We start from the raw sequence: 21644 nt of genomic DNA, 5'->3' as shown, positions 1-21644 counted from the left end.
CGCGACTCCCGCCACGCCGCGCCCACCGCCTCCTCGAACGCCTCCAGCAACGACCCCTGCCCGAACTTCACATAGTTCAAAGCCGTCGTCACCCCACCCGCGACCGCGCCCCGCGTCTCCCACGCGAAACTCTCATCCCGACTGAACCCCGGCAAATGCGAATACTCCGGCGCAAGCTGACCAATATGCGAATGCGAATCGATCGCACCCGGAATCACCCAACGCCCACCCGCCTCAACCACAGCACCACAACTCGGCAGATCCACCCCCTCATCCACAACCGCCACAACCCGCCCACCCCGGATCCCAATATTCTTCAAACGCCGATCATGCGACCCAACCCGCGCACCCGTCACAGCAAGATCAAACTGCTCCATCTCAAACTCCCTTACGTCGTGAGCGTGAACCGTCGATGTCGACGCTCATCAGTGAATCGATGGCGCGCTGCGCCTCCGCCCCGATAGCTGCGGGCGGCAGCAGCCCCGACTCTGTGGCGTACGCCGTAACCAGCCGCGCCGGCACAGCGTCGAGAACGTGGTCGTCAACTTCGCACTGTTGAACGTCGACATCGCCGCGGGAGGGCCACGGGTGAAGGAGCCGCGCACGAAGGGAGCTGCGTCGAGCCGTCGGAGCAGAATGGTCGAGTTTCAGGAGCTCCGCCGGCGCGAGAACCGGGACGCCCGCCTCACGGCATAGCAAGCCGATCGCATAGGTGCCGACTGTGTTCGCCATCGAGCCGTCGACGAAGAAGGCCTCGACGCCGGTGACGAACACATCGACCTCAGCGACCCAACGCCCGACAGAGCAGTCCGATGAGTATGCGACTCGGTGGCCCATGCTCTGAACGAGGCTCGCAGTACGTGGCCCCTGACCGAGGAATCCACACTCTGTGACGACCACGCGTCTGGACTGGCCCGAGGAAGCCAGCTGCTGGAGCGCCGCTAGAACCGCGGAGCTGTAGTCGTGCACCAGAATGGTCGAAGCATCCCGCAGATATTCTGTTGTCGCACTCGCGACCTTCCTCCGCGCGTCGGTTCGATATCCGGAGAGACCGACGGCCCGCCCCGCGACCACCGCCGGCGTTGCGTCGGCTCCGAGCACGATATCGATCACATTCGTATAGAGGGCTGTGTCGGGTTTGAGTCGCTGGAACGCGGCGCCTGCGGCAGAGAGCTCTGCGACGCCCTCTGCCCTTCCCTCACAGGCAGCGCCGATCTCAACCAACGACTCCACGATCGCGTCGGCACACGAACTGGCTCCCACGAGGCGATAGGCCACAAGGTCGTCGAAACACTGGACGGCGACCGCGGGCCACCACTTCGGCGGCCGGAACTCGATGGCGATCACGAGAGGGCTTCCCACCCATGCGTTAGCGGAATATGCCGCTGAGGAAAGCAGAACAGCATCTCGACGTCGCCGGCAGGATCCGCCTGGATGGCATGCCAGCTCTCCGGCTCTATGAGCAGCGCGTCGCCGGCAGTGAATCGATATACCGCCTTATCGCCGACCATGTGCCCGTTTCCGCTGAGCACGAAGCAGACCTCGCTTGTCGCGTGCTTGATGAGTTCGCTGCGCTCTCCCGCAACGATGTGGGTGATGCCGAGGAGGAGCGGACTTCTGTCCGGCTGAGATCCGCCGAGGATGATCTGCTGCCAGCCGATCGTGCCGAGGGAGACGGCCGCCCCCTCTGAACGGACAGTGATCGGGGGGCTCGAGTCGCCGAGCTCAGGCATGTTCCGCTCCCGCAGTTCTCCAGTGGTCCACGATCCAATCCCGAGTGACGAATTCCACACCGCCGAACTGACGCGCGTAGTCGAGGAAGCGCGTGAGCCCAGCTATCCGTCCCGGCCGACCGACGACCCGCGAGTGCAAGCCGATCGACATCATGCGGGTGCGATCCGAGCCCTCGCGATAGAGAACATCGAACGAATCCTTCAAGTAGAGGAAGAAGTCGTTGGCGTGGACCATCCCGGGAGACTGCCAGAAGCGCAAGTCGTTGTTGTCCGGAGAGTACGGTACGACGAGATGACGCACACCGTCGACCGGTACGAAGTAAGGCAGGTCGTCGTTGTACGCGTCGCAGTCGTACTCGAATCCCTCTTCTACGAGCAGTCGCCGCGTGTTCGCGCTCGGGCCGTAGCGGCAGTACCAGCCCCGGGGAGGTGCGCCGAGAGTCCTCGTCATCGACTCGACTGCGTCGCGAATGTGCTGACGCTCCTCCTCGGGCGAGAGACGAAATACCTCCTCCCACCGATATCCGTGACAGACGACGCCGAACCCGTGTTCCTTGATTGCCGCCACGACCTCCGGGGCACGCTCCAAAGCGACGGCGCAGGCGAACATCGTCGCAGTCAGACCCCGTTCGGCGATGGCGTCGAAAATCCTCCAGACCCCGACGCGGGAGCCGTACTCGTACATGGATTCCATGGCGAGGTTACGGATGTCCGGGGGCAGCGGATACGTGGCCCATTCCGTCATCGTCTCTTGATCGGGATCTCCGTCCGCATGCGTGCGTTCGGAGCCCTCCTCGATATTGACCACCAGCGAGATGGGAAGTGTGATGCCGTCGGGCCACGGGACGTTCGGCACTTGCCGGCCGTACCCCACGAGATCGCGACGAGCGTGAGAAGAGTGCACCATCAGCTTGCTTCCGATTCCTTTCGCTTCGACGGGCGTCAGTCGCGCGTGAGCGCGACCGCGTCCGTCGAGTGGGTTCCTTCGCGTCTGACCGCCGCCCGGTGTGCCTGATACACGTTCTGGTAACTACTGCCCTCGTTCGACTCTGCCCGGGTCGAGTAGACGAGCTCATGGCCGCGAGACTGGAGGATCTCGGTCGTGCCGCATACCAGGCCCAGGCCGGCAGCCATTGCAAGAAGAGTTGTAACCGCGCCGACCGGTTCGGGTACACCGTCCATCTGGAGAAGCGCCTCGCCTCGAGGGGCGCCCGTGTCGATGACCACTGTGGCGATGTCTGACAGCTTTTGGCCGCTGCTGTGGCGCGGCTGGGCCTGCTGCGCGTTGCCGGAGGACACCGCGATGACCGCGATGTCGTGACGCTGGGCATACCGCGCGGCGTCGACGACAACCGCGTTGTTACCGCTGTGCGAGAAAACGATCATCGCGTCCCCGGCCTTCAGTTCCTGGCCCTCTAGGAACACATCCGCATAGCCCTCGGTGTTCTGCAGGAACAGCATCTCAGAGACACCGAAGGTGCCGAGGACGTTGAACCAGAACAATCGCGGGTCTGTCAGGGGGTTGAGCCCCACGAAGCTGCCGTATCGCGGGAACAGTTCCAAGACCGGGAGCATCGAATGCCCCGAGCCGAAGAGATGGACAACGGACCCACGCTGGATCGTGTTCGCCATCAGCTCCGACGCCTCACGCATGGCGTTCTCCTGCGATCCTGAGAGCTGAGAGAGCAGGTCGCTCAGACCATCGAAGTAGGAGGTGATCGCGCTCGAGTCGCGGTTCGCGTCAGGCATTCGCTTCCCCTTCGTTGGAAGTGGGCGCCCACTCGAGCGAATGGTCGATCAACGGGCGATTGACCCACTTGTTGGCCACACGGTCTGGATTCTCGCCTCGCGCCAGCGCCAGGCGCAGTGCCAACCACTGCAACGGGACGGCCGCGAAGAACGGCAAGTCGATCTCCTCCGAAGCGGTCGGGAGGGCGATCGAGTACGCGCAGAGCGCCGCGAGCTCCTCATCGTCGGTGATCGCGATCGTCTTCGCACCAAGCTTGGCGAGGCCGCCTGCGAGTTCGTGGGCTCTCGAAGTCGCGGGACCCTTCGGCGCGACGATGACGATCACCGAGTCCTTCGTCGCCGTGAAGATCTCGCAGTGGATGTACTGCTCGAGTTCTTCCGCATGCGCGGGAACCGTTGCTGCCTCGTACAACTTCGCCTTGCCGTACTCGCTCATCGCGTGACCGAGGCCGGCGCCGACCACGGTCCAGTCCGCGCCCTGGAAGATCTCGTCGGGGAGGACCGACACCTGGGCCTCTGCGCTCTCGGTGTATCCGCCGACCTCATGAGCGAGCTCGCTGTAACGAGACTCGCTGGCGATGCCGGCAAGCTGGTCCGAGATCATCCGGATGAAGAGTGCGACAGCCTGGAAGCTGCGGGTGCGGGTGTTGGATTCCTCGTTGTGCACTGAATTGTCGATCACCAGGTCGGCGATCCGGGCTAGCTCGGATGAAGCGTTCGCAGTCACGGCGACAGTCAGCGCGCCGGCCGCCCGAGCGGCTTTGGCAGCCTCTACGACGCGTGCCGTGGTTCCGGAGTGCGAGATTGCGAGAACGAGGGAATTCGGCCCGAGGGTCCTGTACTTGTATCGCGAGAGCTCCATCGCGTGGACCGCCCGCAGGTTCCGCGCCTGTCCGGCGAACCACACCTCGCCGCAGAGTCCCGAAAACAGGCTGTCCCCGCACCCGGTCACAACCCAGTCCGTGATCTCCCGCTCTTTCGCCAGTGCGAGCAGGTTCTCGACCGGGAGTCGGAGAATCGTCGCGGCATGCGCCAGCGCGTCGCCCTGTGTGGGAATCTCTTCGCGCAGCTTGGTGCGATCCTGCGTATCCTGCAGAGTGGTCATCGGTTGTTCACTTTCTCTCTGGCTTTCGTAAACGTCTGGTGGACGGCGACGCGTCCGCGAACTGTTTCTCGACGGCGGGTGGTCTCTGCGGACGAGAACTCGGCGGGGACGGTCAGGCCGATCGCTTGAATGACGAATGAGGCGGCAACGCAGCCTCCGGCGATCGCGTCCGCGACCGACTCGCCGCGCGACAGACCTGCGAGGAATCCTCCGTCGAAGGAATCGCCCGCCCCGGTGGGATCAATGACATCGATCCTTTCCACCCCGGGGACGCTCAACAGCTCCCCCGGGCGCTCTCGGTCGGATGCCAGCACACCGCTGGCGCCGCATTTCAACACGACACGAGGGCTCCCGAAGCGGTCGAGAAGCTCGGCGATCCGCCCGGCATCGTCGCCCGCATATCCCGTCAGGTGCGTGATGTGCTCCCGGCTCGGGAGAAAACAATCCACCCGTGAAGTCAGCGCGGACAGCCGTTCCATGGCATCGGGATCGGTGAGGTAGTGGATCTCGGTGTCCAGCGCGATACGTGCGCCCCGAGCGCGGAGCCGGTCCACCAGCGCTTCCTGCTGTTCCAGGCTTGCCGGACACACGAGCACCCACTGGCCTCGCTCTACCCGGTCTGCATCTTCCGGCGTCGGCGTCTGAATATGCATCGTGTCCGGGTTGAGGATGTCCCAACGCCGGGTGCCGTCCTCGCCGTACCAGGCGATGTTCTTAGTACTCTCGCCGGGCAGGATCAGGGTTTCCGAGATATCGACGGTCCCGCCGTCCGGGTGGACGAGACGGAACCGGTCGAGCGGGTAGCTCGAGCCGACGCGACTGATGACGACGACGTCGCCGCCGGCGAGGAATCCCCCGAGGGCCGAGTAAGCTGCGGCACCGCCGATCGTCGACTCGTGGACCAGGCCGCTGGACATTCGGATCTCGTCGATCGTGAGGTGGCCCATGACCACAAGAGGCAGGTTCTCAGTAGTCATTGCGCCTACTCCTTTCCTGTCGACACTGCGGCCGGCACGCCCCGGCGGAATCGTACGAACCTTCGTCCAGGCTTCGCTCGACGGAGGATGTCGCTGCCGACGACCGCGACGATCGTCAGGAGGTACGGCAGCATCAGAACGACTTGCGACGGGAAGTGCGTCGTGATTTGGAGCAGTGCGGCCAGCGCTTGGGCGAACCCGAAGATCAGACAAGCCACCACGACCCTCCCGACTCGGCCGGCGCCGAAGATGACCGCGGCGAAAGCAATGATTCCGCGCCCTGCCGTCATGTTCTCGCTGAAGAGATGGACGGAGCCGACAGCGAGCTCGGCACCGGCGATGCCGCAGAATAGGCCGCTGACGAGAACACTCGCCACCCGAATCCGATCGACCTTGATTCCGGCGGCTCGTGCCGCGAGAGGCGCTTCGCCGGAGGCGTTCAGTTGAAGCCCGAGGCGGCTACGGTTCACGAACCATGCCACTCCGATGACGACCGGGATGGCCAGCCAAGTCAGGAGATCGCGATCGTTGAAGAGCTGGCTGATAACCGGGATGCCTTGAATCGCATCGAGATGGATGAGCGGGTAACCCTGAGAGAGAGTGCTCCCCTGCGTACTCTGCGCGGATGTCGTGAGGAGGTAGGTCGTGAGTCCGAGAGCGGCGAGGTTGACCGCGATGCCGACGATGACGTCGTCGGCCCCGAAATACACGACGAGGACTCCCATGATCGCCGCAGCAACGAGCGCGGCTGCGATCCCGACCAGCGTTCCGACGAGGAGCGATTTGGTGAGCATCGCGCCGAAGATCGAGAAGTACGCGCCGAGGAGCATGAATCCTTCGAGTGCGATGTTGAAGAATCCCGCTCGATGAGTGAATATCCCGCCGAGGGCGGCGTAGAGGACGGGGATTCCCAGGAAGATTCCCGGGCCCAGCAGGTCGATCACGCTGTTCACAGCGACTTCGCCTCCATTTCAGTCTGCTCGGTTGATCTGCGAGCGAAAAGTCTCCTGCTCAGCCGCTTCAGCCCTTCGGGAACGCTCTTAGGCGCCGCGAAGAGGATGATCGTCGCAGTGAGCACCGAGGCGATGTACTGCGAGATCCCTCCGAAGACCTGAAGGCCCAGGCCACCCTGTGCCAGGGCGCCGAACAGAAGGGACGAGAAGGGAACGAGCATCGGCGAACCGTTGACGAGAAGGGCGGCGAGCACGCCGTTGAAACCGACGTCAGCAGGGAAGGGTGTGATATCCGCCTGGAATACCCCTCCTGCGATCGCGGCCCCGGCGAGCCCAGCGACAGCGCCGCTGCCGAGCATTGCCGTGATCAGAACCCTCTTGGAGCTGATTCCGGCCGCGCGGACCGCGTCTGGAGATTTTCCGAAGAAGACCATCTTGAAGCCCAATGTGGTCCGCCGGAAGAAGAGCCAGATCCCGACGGCCAGCACGATCCCGATGATCAACATCACCGTCACTTGCGTGCCGGGAATGAGGACCGGGAAGTGCGCCGACGCGGAGAACGGCTCCGTCTGTGAGTTGGCACCCGGCTGAAGGTGCTTCGCGCGGAACGGACCCTGAACCAGATAGTCGTTCAGAAGCGCCGCGACGTACGTGAGCATCAGCGAGGTCAAGATCTCACTCGTACCCCACGCAATCTTCATGAGAATCGGAGGAAGCGACCAGGCTGCTCCGAAAACCATGGCGACGAGGAGGATCACCACGAAATGAATGATCGGCGGAAGCGATGCCAACTCGGGCGCCGACCCCGCGACCGAAGCGCCGAATGCCCCCATCACCAGCTGCCCCTGCGTTCCGGCGTTGAAGACCCCGGACCGGAAGGCGACGACGAACGCCAGCCCCGAAAGGATGAGCGGAGTGGTGAGCGCCAAAGTTGCCTGGAAGTCGTTCGCGGTGCCGAACGACCCCTGGAGGATTCCCGAGTAGGCATCGACCGGGCTCTGCCCGGTGACCGCCAGGATGACCGCGCCGATGCCTGCCGCGAGTGCTAGAGCGATCAGCACCCCGACGATGCGCAAGCCTGTTCCACGCCAGTCGAATGAAGCCAGTTGGATTCGTTTCATGATGCAAGTCCCATCGCGAGGCGCCCCAATGAAGACTCGGACGCATTCGCCCGAGAGACCTCACCAGCCACTCGGCCGTTGTAGAGAACGACGATCCGGTCGCTCAGGTCGCACGCTTCGCTGAGATCGGAGGTCACCAGGAGAATGCACATCCCTTCGTCGCGCAGACCCTTGAGAGTGGTTCGGATCGAGTGGGCGGCGGCTACGTCGACACCCTGGGTCGGCTGTACGGCGATGAGCACCGACGGTTGTTTCGCGACCTCACGGGCCACAACGACCTTTTGTGCGTTTCCGCCCGAGAGCGTTCCCACCGGCGTCTCCGCCCCTCGGGTCGCGATCGCGAACTGAGCGATCTGCGCGTCCGAGAAGTCACGGCTTGCACGCATACGTCGCAAGCCCCATCTCGAGAACCGAGAGTTCTCCTCCTGCCCGAGCATCAGGTTGTCGACCAGCGAGAGGCTGGCCGCGATGCCTTCTGTCGCACGCGATTCGGGGATGTATCCCAGGCCCAGACGGCGACGCCGTCCCACACTCGACGACGTGACGTCGCGTCCCTTGAGGGCGACCCGACCGTTCCGCGCACGCTGCAGCCCCATCAATGCGGCGATGAGGTCGCGCTGCCCATTGCCTTCCACCCCGGTGATACCGACGATTTCGCCTGCGTACCCCGAGAGACTCACATCTTTGACTCGCTGTACACCACTGAGGTCGTCGACGTTGAGATGCTCGACGCTGATCATGCAGTCACGAGCAGGGGTCGATCCCGACTCCGTCTCCTGGTCGGAAGGCGTGCCGACTGTTGCGGGCACGTCCTTACCCACCATCAGTCTCACGATCGTGGGCTCGTCGAGGTCCTTCGTGCGAGCAGAACCAACGACTCGTCCCGCTCGGAGCACGGTCGCGTCATCCGTGATGGCCAAGACCTCGCGCAGTTTGTGTGTGATCAGGATGATGGTCGAGCCCGCGTCGGCGAGCTCTCGCATGACTGCGAAGAGCTGGTCCGCCTCCTTCGGCGTCAGCACAGTAGTGGGCTCATCGAGGATGATCAACGAGGCCTCGTGATAGAGGGCGGCGAGGATTTCCGCACGCTGGCGTTGGCCGACGGAGAGGGTGTCGACACGAGCCTTGGGATCGAGACCGAGTCCGATCCGCTCGCTGATCTCCGTGAGTTTGGCGACGACCTCTCGGTGCGAGGAGCTTCCGAACACGGGCTCCGACAGCATGACGTTTTGCGCAACGGTCATCGAGCCGACGAGGAGCGAGGTCTGGTGCACCATCGCTACACCGCGCTCCAGGGCGTCACGCGGACCGCGGAAGCGAACAGGCTCCCCGTTGAGGAGGATGGTTCCGGAGTCCGGGGTGTAGAGCCCGTAGATCATCCGCATGAGCGTGGTCTTGCCGGCGCCGTTCTCCCCGAGGATGGCGTGGATCGTGCCGGCCTCGATCTTCATGGAGATCGAGTCGTTTGCGGTGAAGCTGCCGAAGGCCTTGGTGAGCCGGACGGTTTCCAGGGCGGGGGCGACCCCGCCCTGGAAACCTTTCTCAGCGGCAGCTGAGGTGGGTGTTGTCATGAAACGGTTCCGAGATTTCGTAAGAGCCAGTCGTTAGGAGCAGTTCTGGAGGTTGGCGACCGACTTGTCATCGGGAACGGTGATTTTGCCGTCGATGATGCTCTGCTTCGCCGTCGCCACCTCCTGCTGGACCGAGGAAGGAACGAGCTTGTCGTTGTACGGAAGCAGTCGAACTGCCCCGTCCTTGAGTCCATAGGACTGCACACCGTTCTTGAACTGACCGGTGAGGAACTGGTCGATCGAGAGCACAGCAGCCCCGCGGAAGTCGGGCCCCGCAGCAGTCAGGCCGTAGTTCGGCGCGAACGGTCGAACGTCGACGTCGGCGCCGATCAGATACTTGTGGAGCTCTTCTGCCGCCTGATAAACCCCGACCTCGCTGCCTGCGGTGGCGGCGTGGATCACGTCGACTCCCTGTCCGTACATGGTGGTTGCGAACTGCTTGCCGAGGGCCGGGTCGGACAGGTTGCCGACATAGGCGTAGCAGACCTGCGTTGCCGGGTTCACAGACTTGACGCCCGCCGCGAAGCCGGCGAGGTAGCGGTCAATGACGTCCTGCTTCAGTGCGCCGAGGAATCCGACCTTGTTCGTCTTCGTTTCGCGCGCGGCGACGATTCCGGCGAGATACGAGGACTCGTTCTCGTGGAAGAAGAGCTCCTGCACGTTGGGGAGCGGCTTCGTGAGGGTTGCGTCCAGCAGGACGAACTTGACGTGGGGGTACTTCTCGGCGACCTGCTGCAGCGGCTGCGCCATGGGCGGGAACGTGGTGATGACCATGTCGCTTCGCGCGGCGACGCTGTCGAGTGTCGAGGTGTAGGTCGAGGGGTCGGAGAGAACGACGACGTTCTTCTTGACGTTCTTCGCCTTCGTCTCGGAGTCGTACCCCGCCACGAGGTCCTGCATGACGCCGTGGTCATTGACGGGCTGCGCGGTAACCAGCGAAATGGTCTTCTGTGCCGTCGTGCTGCCTGCTGTTCCGGTGCCGGCAGCGCATGCAGTCAGCGTCAGTGCCGTCGCCGCGGTGACGGCGATGAGCGCGATGCCACGCGCTCGCCTGGCCCGGGAGACGTCACGCTGCGATTTCGGGTGCGATTTCATTCGTTACTCCATTGTGTGAATTGCGGTGGTGGATACAGGCCGCGGCAGATCGCCGAATGACCCTTGAAGGGGTAAGGTCTATGAAGGAGGGGTGTGTCTAGGAACTTTCAAACCGATTCAGGTCGGTCCCCGTTCGATACGGGCGAGTACTCAGGTTGCGGGTTCGGGGCCGACAGTCCTGCGGACATGAATATCGACCACGTCGGGATTGAAGTAGTTCTCACTGAACAAGAACGGCTTGCCCTCTTGAGTGAAGTGCGTTTGACGCAGCAGCAAGAGGGGCTGCGACATCTCGACCTCGAGTAGGCGGGCGATGCGTTCGCTGGGCATCACCGGGACGACATCGGCCCGTGCTGCCGTGACGACGTACCCGTACTGCATGGACAGATAATCGAACAGCGATCCTGTCCCAGGGAAAGTGAGAAAGTCGGCACCCGCCGACATCTCGATAGAGATGAAGTCTCTGCAGAAGATCACCGGGACACCGTCCGCAGTGCGAACCCGCTCGATGCAGCGAAGCGGAACGTCGTGCGAGAGCTGCAGTTGCTCCTGCTGCTCGGAGATGCCGTCGATGAGGATCTGGACGTTCGCGTGGGTGGTTCCCGCGGCGTGCCCCGAGCGCTCGATCAGCTCGGTGGTACTTGTCAACTCCTCGATGCCCACGTCCACGGGGAGCTCACGGGGCGGGTCGAGCACAACGGTGCCGACTCCCTGTCGGGAAGCGACGAGCGACTGCTCCCGCAGGATTCCGATCGCCTCGCGAACGGTGTTGCGGCTGACCGAATAGAGCTGGGCGAGCGTCGGCTCGGATGGCAGTTTCGTGCCGGGTTCGAATTCCCCGGATCGAATGCGCCCTCCCAGCTCTGTCGCCAACGCGGCCGGCAGAGATGACCGGGATGACGGCCACGCGACGGAATCGCCGATCGTCATAGATGTGGTCACCTTCGAATCCTCCTTTACGTCGTTGTTGGTGAACTGCGAGACACCCTGAATTGGGTCGATACTTCGCTGCAAACATGCCTAGCTTGTTGGACAACCTACACTATTCGCAGCTTGTTGGACAACCAACAAGACAGACCATAAGCGATCGCGGAGACGTACGCAACATCTCAATGAATCCCACTCGGCAAACTTTCAGTTCGGGCGTGGGGAGCAGATTCGCTCATATGAGCACAATGTGCGCATATGTTGCTCGACGACTTATGCTGAGCGAGCGCTTTGCCCGGTCCGCGGTCGTTGGGGTGGCAGGCCGCAGACGATCTCCTCGGCCGTTTCGTGCCGAACGACAGAAAGTAGGCCTCCGAGTGATGAGGACAATGCAGTGACCATCGAATTGACACCGCCCGTGCGCATGCTCGCGCCGGCGGCCCGCGCCGTCGAGGTGCTGGGCGGCGACCTCACGGAGGGCTCGCTGCGGCGCTACCTCGGTGGCATCCCGGGCGTGGACGCCGTCGGGCTGGAGCAGCGCGCGGCCGGTCTCGGCACCCGCTCCATCAAGACCACCAGCAAGGCCTGGGCGCTCGACAAGATCATCGAGCTGATCGACCTGACCACGCTGGAGGGCGCGGACACGCCGGGCAAGGTGCGCTCGCTCGTCGCCAAGGCGCTCACGCCCGACCCGAGCGACCTGACCGCTCCGCGGCCCGCCGCGGTCTGCGTGTACGGCGACATGGTCCCGTACGCGGTGCAGGCGCTGGGCGCCTCCCACGCCGGCCGTGTGCTCCGCGAGACCGGGCAGCACGGCGGCATCAACGTCGCCGCGGTCGCCACCGCCTTCCCGAGCGGCCGCGCCTCCCTCCCGGTCAAGCTCGCCGACACCGCAGACGCGGTCGCGGCCGGCGCGGACGAGATCGACATGGTCATCGACCGCGGCGCGTTCCTCTCCGGCCGCTACGGCCTCGTGTTCGACGAGATCGTGGCCGTCAAGGAGGCCTGCCGCCGCGACGATGGCAGCTACGCCCACCTCAAGGTCATCCTGGAGACCGGCGAGCTGAACACCTACGACAACGTGCGGCGCGCGTCCTGGCTGAGCATCCTCGCCGGCGCGGACTTCATCAAGACCTCCACCGGCAAGGTGTCGCCCGCCGCGACCCTCCCGGTGACGCTGCTGATGCTGGAGGTCGTGCGCGACTGGCACAACCTGACCGGCGAGGAGATCGGCGTGAAGCCCGCCGGCGGCATCCGCTCCTCGAAGGACGCCATCAAGTACCTCGTGACGGTCGCCGAGACCGTGGGCGAGCGCTGGCTGCAGCCGCACCTGTTCCGGTTCGGCGCCTCCAGCCTCCTCAACGACGTGCTGCTGCAGCGCCAGAAGCTGCGCACGGGGCACTACTCCGGCGCCGACTACGTGACGATCGACTGAGACGGGACGACAACACCATGAGCTTCCTCGAGTACGCCCCGGCCCCCGAGTCGCGCGCGATCCTCAACCTGCGCGACCAGTACGGGCTCTTCATCGACGGCGAGTTCGTCGACGGGCACGGAACGCCGTTCCAGACCATCTCCCCGGCGACGGAGGAGCGCATCGCGACCATCGCGACCGCGGACTCCGCCGACGTCGACCGCGCCGTCGTCGCCGCCCGCCGCGCCTACGACCGGGTCTGGTCGCGGATGAGCGGCAGCGACCGCGGCAAGTACCTGTTCCGCATCGCCCGCCTCATCCAGGAGCGCGCCCGCGAGCTGGCCGTCGCCGAGAGCCTCGACAACGGCAAGCCGATCAAGGAGAGCCGCGACGTCGACGTGCCCCTGGTCGCCGCCTGGTTCTTCTACTACGCCGGCTGGGCCGACAAGCTGGAGCACGCGGGCCTCGGCCCCGCGCCACGCGCCCTCGGCGTGGCCGCCCAGGTCATCCCGTGGAACTTCCCGCTGCTCATGCTGGCCTGGAAGATCGCGCCGGCCCTCGCGGCGGGCAACACGGTCGTCCTGAAGCCCGCGGAGACCACCCCGCTCACCGCGCTGCTGTTCGCCGAGATCGTCCAGCAGGCGGACCTCCCCGCCGGTGTCGTCAACATCGTCACCGGCGCCGGGGAGACCGGCCGTGAGCTGGTCGCACACCCGGACGTCAACAAGGTGGCCTTCACCGGCTCCACCGCGGTCGGCCGCGAGATCGCGCGCTCGGTGGCAGGCACCGAGAAGAAGCTGACGCTGGAGCTCGGTGGCAAGGCAGCGAACATCGTCTTCGACGACGCGCCGATCGACCAGGCCATCGAGGGCATCGTCAACGGCATCTTCTTCAACCAGGGCCACGTCTGCTGCGCGGGCAGCCGCCTGCTGGTGCAGGAGAGCATCCACGACGAGGTCGTGGACCGCTTGAAGCGCCGGCTCTCCACGCTGCGCCTCGGCGACCCGCTCGACAAGAACACCGACATCGGCGCGATCAACAGCGCGGAGCAGCTCCAGCGCATCCGCGAGCTCTCCGACATCGGGGAGGCCGAGGGCGCCGACCGCTGGACGGCCGAGTGCGCCATCCCGGAGAACGGCTTCTGGTTCGCGCCGACCATCTTCGACAACGTGTCGACCAGCCACCGGATCGCCCGCGAGGAGATCTTCGGCCCGGTGCTGTCGGTGCTGACGTTCCGCACCCCGGCGGAGGCCATCGCCAAGGCGAACAACACGCCCTACGGCCTCTCCGCCGGCATCTGGACCGACAAGGGCAGCCGCATCCTGGCCGTCGCCGACCAGCTCCGCGCCGGCGTCGTCTGGGCGAACACCTTCAACCGGTTCGACCCGGCCAGCCCCTTCGGCGGCTACAAGGAGTCCGGCTACGGCCGCGAGGGCGGCAGGAACGGCCTCGGCGCGTACCTGGTGCCCGGCCGGTCGGTGCCCGCCGCCCGTCCCGCGGTCACCGCCTCCTCCTCCCGGCCTGCCCGGGCCTCCACCCGCACCACGACCCGCAAGGGAGCGACGAAATGAGCCGCCTGGCCGTGCCGAAGACCTACAAGCTCTACATCGGCGGGAAGTTCCCGCGCTCCGAGTCCGGTCGCACCTATGAGGTCGTCTCCGCGAAGGGCGGGTTCCTGGCGAACGCCGCCAAGGCCTCCCGCAAGGACGCCCGCGACGCCGTCGTGGCCGCGCGCGGCGCGGTCTCCGGCTGGGCCGGCGCCACGGCGTACAACCGCGGCCAGGTGCTGTACCGCATCGCCGAGCTGATGGAGGGCCGCCGGGCCCAGTTCGTGGACGAGATCCAGAACGCAGAGGGCGTCTCCGCCGCCGTCGCCGGCGCACAGGTGGACGAGGCCATCGACCGCTGGGTCTGGTACGCCGGCTGGGCCGACAAGTTCGCCCAGGTGGCGGGCAACGCCAACCCGGTCGCCGGCCCATACTTCAACATCTCGGTGCCCGAGCCCACCGGCGTGGTCGCGATCGTGGCCCCGCAGGACTCCAGCCTGCTCGGCTTCGTCAGCGCCATCGCCCCCGCGCTGGTCGCCGGCAACACGGTCGTCGTCGTGGCGAGCGAGCGGTTCCCGCTGTCGGCCATCAGCCTGAGCGAGGTGCTCGCGACGAGCGACGTTCCCGGCGGCGTGGTCAACATCCTCACCGGCTCGCCGGCGGAGATCGCCCCGTGGCTGGCCTCCCACGCCGACGTCAACGCGCTCGACCTGGTCGGCGCCGGAGCGCTGGAGTGGGTGGACCTGCAGATCGCCGCGGCGGACACGCTGAAGCGCGTCCTGCCCCCCGAGAACGGCCCCGACGCCGCCGCCCCGTCGCTCGACCGCATCGCGTTCTTCACCGAGACCAAGACGGTCTGGCACACCAAGTCGCTGGTCTAGCGATCACGAATCGGCACGAGCACCTCTGACCCCTGGATCGTAATAAGGCACCTGCCTACATTGCGATCCAGGGGTTCCCTTACATCGCTCAACGTGCGCTCTCGGATCGGTCCATCCTATTGAGCACCGACCGCGTCATCACCCGATAGGCGACGCGGCCTGCCTTCTGCCAGCCAGTCCCAGATCAACTGGTCACATTTAGAGTCTTGTTCGCTTTCCGGCGGGGAGATCAGTGGCGAGGCCACCCCGCCTCGCACGAGACGAACCCGGTCACCGCGCGCCCGCTCCCATCGCCGAGTATCGGTCGCCACCTGATAGCTGGTCAGCCGAGATCGGACAAAGCAGCGGCGGTGAGCGTCCGAGCGGCGCGGCGAAGGGTCCCGATCGCGCGATCGATGTCCATTCCGGCGAGGTCAGTCAGGGCGAACAGGGCTTCGGCGCCCACCACGGCCGCGAGCTCGTCCCGCAGCTCCTCCACCCGTTCGCTCCGCCCGTCGACCTCCCCAGCGAGTGGGGTGAGCGCGAGCGCGATGAGCCCGAAACGGAAGCCGGGTCGGGTTCGGCCGGTTTCGGGTCTGGTGACCGTGTCGGCGATGACGGCGCGGATGGCACGTTCGAAGCGATGGCTGCGGCGAAGGAGGAACTCGCATGCGGCATCGACGCGTTCGATGACGTCTACGGAGTCCACGACAGATGCCAGCGCCTCAAACGGAGCGGGCCAGAGTCCTTCGAGGCCTTCCTTGACAAGGGACACGAGGTCGGGGAAGTACCGGTAGGCGGTTGCTTCGGCGACACCCGCAGCTTGCGCGAGCTGCGGCATGGACACCTCTTCGCCCGACTTGATGGCTTCGCGGCAGGCCGAGATCAGAGCCGCACGGGTGGCACGCCGGCGTTCCGCGTGACTGACCCGTCCCATGGACACGACCTTCGGGTCTGGCATCCTTCCCCTCCTCGGCAACGTGCTTTGTCCCAACTTATAAGAGTGGACTTTTGTAAATCCAGCTTTCGGCCTATATTTACGAGAGTCTACTCTCATACATTTATCGGAGGTCCTCATGACGACCAAGAGTGAGTCCATGCGGTTGCCGGGACTGGGAATGATTGAGCTGACCGTCGAGGACCTCGGGGCGGGCCAGCCGTTCCTGCTGCTGCACGGCGGTGCCGGGCCGCAGTCTGTTCTCCCGTTCGCAGAGCGGTTCGCCGCAATGAAGGGCGTACGAGTGCTGGTGCCGGTGCATCCCGGATTTGGGGGCACCGCTCGCCCGGACGGCCTACGCCGCGTCGATCAGCTTGCCGAGCTTTACACGGTCCTCGTTGACTCTCTCGAACTGCAGGATGTCACGGTCATCGGCAACTCCCTCGGCGGCTGGATCACAGCAGAGATCGCGCTGCGGAAGGATCCCCGCATCAGTGGCATCGTGCTGCTGGACGCGGTCGGCCTCGACGTACCCGGCCACCCGGTCGCGGACTTCTTCGGCATGGATATGGACGAGGTGTTTTCCCGCACCTTCCACGACCCGGCCCGGTTCGCGTTCGATCCGGCCGACCTTCCGCCAGCCGCGCAGGCTGTCGCCGCCGGAAACCGCTCGGCACTCGCGGCTTACGCGGGCGACGGAATGACCGACGCGGCGCTGGCCGAACGGCTGGCCGACCTCGAGCTTCCCACGCTCGTGCTTTGGGGGGAGAGCGACCGGATCGCCGATCCCGACTACGGCCGAGCCTATGCGGCGGCGATCCCGATGGCACGCTTCGTGCTCCTTGAAGGAACCGGTCACGCGCCCCAGCAGGAAACGCCCGAGCGCGTTATCGACGCGATCTGGAACAGCGGAGAACTGCTGCGATCCCCGGCCGCCGCACCCGCGAACACGACCGAGTGAAGGATCCGAGACGATGTCGACCTTGTCTGTCACCCGCATCACCCATAGCTGCCACCTGCTGGAGATCGGCGGGCTCACGTTTCTCACGGATCCGTGGTTCACCGTCCGGCCCGGCTACTACCAGGGCGAGCCCATCGCCCTGAGCATCGCCGAGCTGCCCCGGCTGGACGGTGTGCTGATCAGCCATGAGCACTACGACCACTGCGACCTTGACGCCTTCGCTACCTATCGCGACCTCGACGTCCCCCTCGTGGTTCCGCAGACCGTGGTCGAAACCGCCCTCGCGCACGGCTTCACCGACGTGCGCCCGCTCTTCCCGTGGGAGCAGACCAAGATCGACGGCGTCACCATCACCGCAGCTCCCGGCAAACACGGTGTCGACGAGATCACGTTCGTGCTCCGCGCCGAAGGCGACGCGATCTACTTCGGCGGCGACACCCTGCTTATCCCCGAGCTGCGCGAGATTCCCGACCGGCTCGGGCCGATCACAATCGCGCTCCTGCCCACCAACGGGCTGCGCATCGTGCCCGCCGGCAACATGCAGGTCGTCATGGACGCCGAGGAGGCGGCCGAGCTCAACGCAGTCCTGAAGCCGCAGCTCGCCCTCCCCCACCACTACGCGTTCACCAAGGGCTGGCTCGGCGACCGGCTCATCACCCACGGCGACAAGAACCCGGAGCACTTCCGCATAGCCGCTGCCCGCCTTGCACCGGACACCGTCGTGCGGATCGTCGAGCCGGGAACCCGCGTGGAGTTCTGATGGACGACGAACTCATCCCGCCGTCGGACTTCGTCGCGGAAACCCTGGCCCACCCCAACCTGGCGGTCGACCCTCAGGACCCGAACCCGCGCCCAATGATCGCCATCCTCGACGCCGTCCCCGGCAGACACGACGACCTCAGAGCCGCCGTCATCGAACTTGCCTGCAAGGTGCGCCTCGAACCCGGATGCGTCGAATTCACCGCCTACGAGGCCCGCGATATTCCCGGCCGCTTCTACCTCTACGAGATCTACGAAAACGCCGGTGCCTTCGCCGACCACCTCGGTACCGACCACGTGCGTACCTTCATCGCCAGCATCCCCACGCTCAGCACAGGAGGACCGGGCAGCCTTATCCAACTCGACCCCGTCATGCCCTGAATCGACGCCGATGGAATACGGAGGCGGTCGACTACTCGTCCCCGGATTCGCCAACCACCTCGCTGGCGGCGCGGATCAGATCGGCGACGGGTCGGGATCGGCTGAACCAGGGCCACGCGATTACCGTGGTCACGGCGGGCGCGTCGAACACCGGAATGGCCACGCAGCCCTCCGGAAGGGCATCCGCGGCCGACCGGGGCACCATAGCCGTCGCCCGGCCGAGCGCGATCAGCTCCGCGATCTGGGTGAGGTTGCGGACTTCCGGTCCGGGCCCGTCGGGGTAACTGCCCGCCGAATCCGGCCATCGTGCGAGCGGTGCCTCGCCGAGCCCGAGGACATCGGCGGCCCGGACCGACGGGGCTCCGGCAATCCGGCTGCTCGTCTGGACGAGCGCGACCTGGGTCTCGGTCGCCAGCATGTCGTACTCCAGATCCGCAATCGAATCGAACGGCAGATGAAGGAGCGCGACATCCGCCGCACCGCTCAGCAATGCATGACGCTGCTCCTGCGCCTCACACGTGAGTAGGCTAACCGGGACCGCGTCCGGTTGCTCGGCGTAGGCGTCGAGAATCCGCGCCACGAGGCTGGTCGACGCACCTGCTTTGATCGCGAACACGACCTCGCGGTGCGCACGGCCAGCGCTCCTCGTTCGCCTGCTGGCAGCATCCACCGCCCCGAGGATGAGACGCGCCTCTTGGAGGAGAAGCTCGCCGGCCGGAGTCAGCGACACGTGTCGACTGGTCCGAATGAGCAAGGCGGTGTCGAGACGGGTTTCAAGCCGTCGGATCGCTCGCGAGAGCGGGGGTTGCGCGATCCCGAGGCGGTCCGCGGCTCGCCCGAAGTGCAACTCCTCCGCGATAGCGACGAAATAGCGGAGCTCTCGCGTTTCCATGACTCGAGGGTAGGCCGCGGACTGGGAGGGGTCGATACCTTACAGGTATCGACAGGCCACCCGATCGGTGTTGGTTACGTGGAAGCGGGCGCGGAGCATGGGGACATGGACGAAGTCAGGATCGCGCTGATCTCCGGTGCGAACAAGGGAATCGGGTACGCGATCGCCGAAGCGCTGGGCGCGGATGGCTGGATCGTCGGCGTCGGCGCACGCGACCGGGAACGGGGCCGCGACGCGGTCAACCGCCTCCAGTCCGGCGGCGCCGACGCATTCGACGTGGAGCTCGATGTGACCGACGACGCCAGCGTTGCGGCCGCCGTGGCTCTCATCGAAGAGCGATGCGGCCGCCTGGACTCGCTGATCAACAATGCGGGCGCGGCGGGACCGTGGCCGGACACACCGTCGGTGCTCACTCCGAACGACGTCCGGCAGGTCTTCGACACCAATGTCGTCGGCCTCGTCCGGATGACGAACGCGATGCTGCCACTCCTTCGCGCGTCGGCTCACCCGAGAATCGTGAACCAATCCAGCCATGTCGGCTCGCTCACCCTGCAGGCATCCGGTCAGGATCTCGGACCGTTGAGCGGTGCGTACGCGCCGTCGAAGACGACGATCGCCGCGTTGACGATCCAGTACGCCAAAGAGCTCGGCGATGCAGGATTTCTGGTCAACGCCTCCTGCCCCGGTTACGTCCGGACAGACCTCAACAACTTCACCGGAACTGCCACCCCGCAACAGGGCGCGGTCGCCGCGGTCCGCCTCGCGTCACTGCCGGACGAGGGACCGAACGGCGGCCTCTTCGACGCCGACGGGCCTGTGCCGTGGTGAGCCCGGCTAGCAGGGCCTCCGCGCTCACCGTACCAATCGCTTCACTACTTGCGACCCCAACCAGCCGACTGCCGTACCAGCACAACGTGCTGCTGCGCACCTACCTGCTCCGGCGCGACCAGGGCAATGTGCTGATTTACAACTCCCCTGGCATCGCCGAGGCCGCAGAGGCGATCGCGCGGTTCGGCGGTGCCGACAGACTCCTCATCAATCATGCGCACGAGGGGATGTATGGGAGTCCGGCGATCGACGTGTCGGTGTTCGTACACGAGAGCGACCGGGCTGGGCTCGGAGACTCGGTGCCGATCACGGGCACGTTCACCCGGCGGACGAAAATCGACGACGACCTCGAGGTGCTCCCCACGCCAGGTCACACCGCCGGCACCACGTCATATCTCTGGGACAGCGGTGTCCACCGATTCCTGTTCACGGGAGACTTCATCTGGCTTGAGAACGGCGAGTGGAAGGCCGTGGTGCTCGATGAGCGACTCCGCGAGTCGTATCTCCAGAGTCTCGCCCTCGTCCGCGATCTGGACTTTGACGTGATGGTACCGTGGGGCGCCACAGACGACGGGCCACCGGTTTCGGAGACCACACCCGCGAGCACGCGCCGACGTGTCGGCACGATAATCACGCGGCTGGAGAACGGCGAGAGTCGCTAGCGTCCACGGACTTGCAGTGGGCTGTGGGCCACCAACGACGCCGGATCGGATGAAGCTGATCGGCCTGCTGGGTGCCAAGACATGGGCGTCCACCGCCGAGTATTGCCGGCTCGCGAACGAGCTTCACGATGCTGGCGTCACGCGCCCGCGCACAGGTCGCAGCTATCGATCATCGAGACCGATCCCGGCACTACGACACCGAGTACACCGGATCAGCGAGTTCCTCGCTGCCGAGCTGCTCCCGCCCGGCCGCGGGAGAGGGCGATCGCATCCCCGAATCGACGTGGTCGAAGAAGTTGATGCCGCATCGGGCGCGGTGGCGACCAGCCCGCGGATCGCCTGAGGCCTGAGCCTCGTTTCCGGCGAGTGAAGGTCTTGTTATTTCGGTCTCCTCTTGTCTGCTGAATTGATTGTCAGCGCGCCCCAAAGAGCCGGCTCCAGAACGACGCGACGCGTCTCGTGCGGGTGCTCTGCTCCAGTACGCCCGTGTCGGCGGCGGGCTCGGTCGACAATCTGCGTACGCGTACGGCGGCGAGATCGTGAAGATTGTTGCGGCGGGTTCCGTCCCAGTTCGCGTACAGATACGAGCCGCCAATCGCTGAGATGGCGCGCACAGGCACGCGCACGTACGAGTCAGGCCCGGTGACGTAGCAGGCCTCGCCACGGTGGATTTGAGCCGAAGCATCCGTCGCATCCACGACGCCATGCGGTGTGATGAGAGCCACTATGGCTCCGAGTTCGTCTCGGGCGACGAGTTCGATCTTCAGATCAGACATCATTCCTCGGGTGATGCGGTGGCTCGCAGCCGCGGTCCATATTGATGAGGGTCAGGGTGCACCGTGAGATGTATCGCGTCGAATGTCGCCGCGAGGGCAGCTCCGGCGACGTCCCTGATCACAGGATAGGGATTCGATAATTGATCAGTCCAACAGGTGTTTCTTATTGCATTCATCCGCTGCGCAGATGAATATTCGTCTCCCCTTTGGAGCTGGGCGCGATGGCCGGCATGGCGCCGGAGCGCGCCGTGTGCGTCCCCGGTTCGTGTCGGGACAGTACGTCGACCATGATTGGCCCGATTGATCTTCCCCCGGTTCCTCGGACAGTTTGATGTGTCGTTTCAGGCAGCCAGGGTGACTGTCGTCGGGACGATCTTCTCGTAGTCGGCCGGTGAG

Annotated in this window: 23 protein-coding genes and 1 pseudogene; 9 read left to right on the top strand and 15 right to left on the bottom strand. The window is 65.3% G+C overall.

Going from position 1 to position 21644, the window contains the following annotated elements; all coding sequences use genetic code 11:
• The 12 genes and pseudogenes from ACFQ9V_RS20085 to ACFQ9V_RS20030 all read right to left on the bottom strand — a co-directional run.
• A pseudogene (locus tag ACFQ9V_RS20085) lies at positions 1–377 on the bottom strand (hypothetical protein); the annotation flags it as partial.
• 1 nt (position 378) lies between these two features.
• On the bottom strand, positions 379–1347 hold the full coding sequence (locus ACFQ9V_RS20080; protein WP_382460882.1) for a hypothetical protein: 969 nt from the start codon (positions 1345–1347) through the stop codon (positions 379–381).
• A complete protein-coding gene (locus ACFQ9V_RS20075; protein ID WP_382460881.1) occupies positions 1344–1733 on the bottom strand; it encodes a cupin domain-containing protein in 390 nt (129 codons plus the stop codon). The genes ACFQ9V_RS20080 and ACFQ9V_RS20075 overlap by 4 nt, the downstream gene beginning before the upstream one ends.
• Complete coding sequence (locus ACFQ9V_RS20070; RefSeq protein ID WP_382460880.1) at positions 1726–2589, bottom strand: polysaccharide deacetylase family protein; 864 nt, start codon at positions 2587–2589, stop codon at positions 1726–1728. The genes ACFQ9V_RS20075 and ACFQ9V_RS20070 overlap by 8 nt, the downstream gene beginning before the upstream one ends.
• An 86-nt stretch (positions 2590–2675) precedes the next feature.
• A complete protein-coding gene (locus ACFQ9V_RS20065) occupies positions 2676–3482 on the bottom strand; it encodes a sugar isomerase domain-containing protein (protein ID WP_382460879.1) in 807 nt (268 codons plus the stop codon).
• Positions 3475–4587, bottom strand: coding sequence for an SIS domain-containing protein (locus tag ACFQ9V_RS20060; protein WP_382460878.1), 1113 nt, complete (start codon positions 4585–4587; stop codon positions 3475–3477). The genes ACFQ9V_RS20065 and ACFQ9V_RS20060 overlap by 8 nt, the downstream gene beginning before the upstream one ends.
• The gene (locus ACFQ9V_RS20055) at positions 4584–5564 is read right to left on the bottom strand and encodes a carbohydrate kinase family protein (protein ID WP_382460877.1); all 981 of its coding nucleotides are present in this window, start codon (positions 5562–5564) and stop codon (positions 4584–4586) included. The genes ACFQ9V_RS20060 and ACFQ9V_RS20055 overlap by 4 nt, the downstream gene beginning before the upstream one ends.
• 5 nt (positions 5565–5569) lie before the next feature.
• Entirely contained in the window at positions 5570–6517 is a 948-nt protein-coding gene (locus ACFQ9V_RS20050) for an ABC transporter permease (protein WP_382460876.1), read from the bottom strand.
• Positions 6514–7638 (bottom strand): ABC transporter permease, encoded by a 1125-nt coding sequence (locus tag ACFQ9V_RS20045; RefSeq protein ID WP_382460875.1) that lies wholly within the window; start codon positions 7636–7638, stop codon positions 6514–6516. The genes ACFQ9V_RS20050 and ACFQ9V_RS20045 overlap by 4 nt, the downstream gene beginning before the upstream one ends.
• Positions 7635–9209, bottom strand: coding sequence for an ABC transporter ATP-binding protein (locus ACFQ9V_RS20040; RefSeq protein WP_382460874.1), 1575 nt, complete (start codon positions 9207–9209; stop codon positions 7635–7637). Before ACFQ9V_RS20040 ends, ACFQ9V_RS20045 begins: the two co-directional genes overlap by 4 nt.
• A 33-nt stretch (positions 9210–9242) precedes the next feature.
• Positions 9243–10304 carry a BMP family protein gene (locus ACFQ9V_RS20035; protein ID WP_382460873.1) on the bottom strand — a complete coding sequence of 354 codons (1062 nt, stop codon included), beginning with the start codon at positions 10302–10304 and terminating at the stop codon, positions 9243–9245.
• 150 nt (positions 10305–10454) lie between these two features.
• On the bottom strand, positions 10455–11234 hold the full coding sequence (locus ACFQ9V_RS20030) for a GntR family transcriptional regulator (RefSeq protein WP_382460872.1): 780 nt from the start codon (positions 11232–11234) through the stop codon (positions 10455–10457).
• 421 nt (positions 11235–11655) lie between these two features.
• Between ACFQ9V_RS20030 and deoC the strand changes: the two genes are divergently transcribed.
• The 3 genes from deoC to ACFQ9V_RS20015 are packed head-to-tail and all read left to right on the top strand — an operon-like array spanning position 11656 to position 15073.
• Complete coding sequence (gene deoC / locus ACFQ9V_RS20025; RefSeq protein ID WP_382460883.1) at positions 11656–12666, top strand: deoxyribose-phosphate aldolase; 1011 nt, start codon at positions 11656–11658, stop codon at positions 12664–12666.
• A gap of 17 nt (positions 12667–12683) precedes the next feature.
• Complete coding sequence (locus ACFQ9V_RS20020; RefSeq protein WP_382460871.1) at positions 12684–14216, top strand: aldehyde dehydrogenase family protein; 1533 nt, start codon at positions 12684–12686, stop codon at positions 14214–14216.
• On the top strand, positions 14213–15073 hold the full coding sequence (locus tag ACFQ9V_RS20015; RefSeq protein ID WP_382460870.1) for an aldehyde dehydrogenase family protein: 861 nt from the start codon (positions 14213–14215) through the stop codon (positions 15071–15073). Before ACFQ9V_RS20020 ends, ACFQ9V_RS20015 begins: the two co-directional genes overlap by 4 nt.
• Before the next feature lie 322 nt (positions 15074–15395).
• Here the strand turns inward: ACFQ9V_RS20015 and ACFQ9V_RS20010 are convergent, their stop codons facing one another.
• Positions 15396–16013, bottom strand: a complete 618-nt coding sequence (locus tag ACFQ9V_RS20010; RefSeq protein ID WP_382460869.1) for a TetR/AcrR family transcriptional regulator — start codon at positions 16011–16013, stop codon at positions 15396–15398.
• Positions 16014–16128: 115 nt separating this feature from the next.
• On the opposite strand from ACFQ9V_RS20010, the gene ACFQ9V_RS20005 reads away from it, so the two are divergent.
• The 3 genes from ACFQ9V_RS20005 to ACFQ9V_RS19995 are packed head-to-tail and all read left to right on the top strand — an operon-like array spanning position 16129 to position 18090.
• Positions 16129–16950: an alpha/beta fold hydrolase gene (locus tag ACFQ9V_RS20005; protein ID WP_382460868.1), complete on the top strand. Its 822-nt coding sequence runs from the start codon at positions 16129–16131 to the stop codon at positions 16948–16950.
• A gap of 13 nt (positions 16951–16963) precedes the next feature.
• Entirely contained in the window at positions 16964–17710 is a 747-nt protein-coding gene (locus tag ACFQ9V_RS20000; RefSeq protein WP_382460867.1) for an MBL fold metallo-hydrolase, read from the top strand.
• On the top strand, positions 17710–18090 hold the full coding sequence (locus ACFQ9V_RS19995; RefSeq protein ID WP_382460866.1) for a putative quinol monooxygenase: 381 nt from the start codon (positions 17710–17712) through the stop codon (positions 18088–18090). Before ACFQ9V_RS20000 ends, ACFQ9V_RS19995 begins: the two co-directional genes overlap by 1 nt.
• 31 nt (positions 18091–18121) lie before the next feature.
• On the opposite strand, the gene ACFQ9V_RS19990 is transcribed toward ACFQ9V_RS19995, so the two are convergent.
• Positions 18122–18982 (bottom strand): LysR family transcriptional regulator, encoded by an 861-nt coding sequence (locus tag ACFQ9V_RS19990; protein ID WP_382460865.1) that lies wholly within the window; start codon positions 18980–18982, stop codon positions 18122–18124.
• Between the two features lie 78 nt (positions 18983–19060).
• Here ACFQ9V_RS19990 and ACFQ9V_RS19985 point away from each other — a divergent pair, with 78 nt between their 5' ends.
• The 3 genes from ACFQ9V_RS19985 to ACFQ9V_RS19975 all read left to right on the top strand — a co-directional run bounded on the left by ACFQ9V_RS19985 (position 19061) and on the right by ACFQ9V_RS19975 (position 20815).
• Positions 19061–19810, top strand: coding sequence for an SDR family NAD(P)-dependent oxidoreductase (locus tag ACFQ9V_RS19985; protein ID WP_382460864.1), 750 nt, complete (start codon positions 19061–19063; stop codon positions 19808–19810).
• Between the two features lie 86 nt (positions 19811–19896).
• Entirely contained in the window at positions 19897–20472 is a 576-nt protein-coding gene (locus tag ACFQ9V_RS19980; protein WP_382460863.1) for an MBL fold metallo-hydrolase, read from the top strand.
• 49 nt (positions 20473–20521) lie between these two features.
• The gene (locus ACFQ9V_RS19975; RefSeq protein WP_382460862.1) at positions 20522–20815 is read left to right on the top strand and encodes a hypothetical protein; all 294 of its coding nucleotides are present in this window, start codon (positions 20522–20524) and stop codon (positions 20813–20815) included.
• A 70-nt stretch (positions 20816–20885) separates the two neighbouring features.
• Here the strand turns inward: ACFQ9V_RS19975 and ACFQ9V_RS19970 are convergent, their stop codons facing one another.
• A complete protein-coding gene (locus ACFQ9V_RS19970; protein ID WP_382460861.1) occupies positions 20886–21248 on the bottom strand; it encodes a hypothetical protein in 363 nt (120 codons plus the stop codon).
• Positions 21249–21644: the final 396 nt, after the last annotated feature.

Source organism: Leifsonia sp. NPDC056665 (genome assembly GCF_042791795.1).
Classification (GTDB): domain Bacteria; phylum Actinomycetota; class Actinomycetes; order Actinomycetales; family Microbacteriaceae; genus Leifsonia.
Note: the sequence above shows the minus strand (reverse complement) of the source record. Positions and strands in the feature narration are given on the sequence as shown.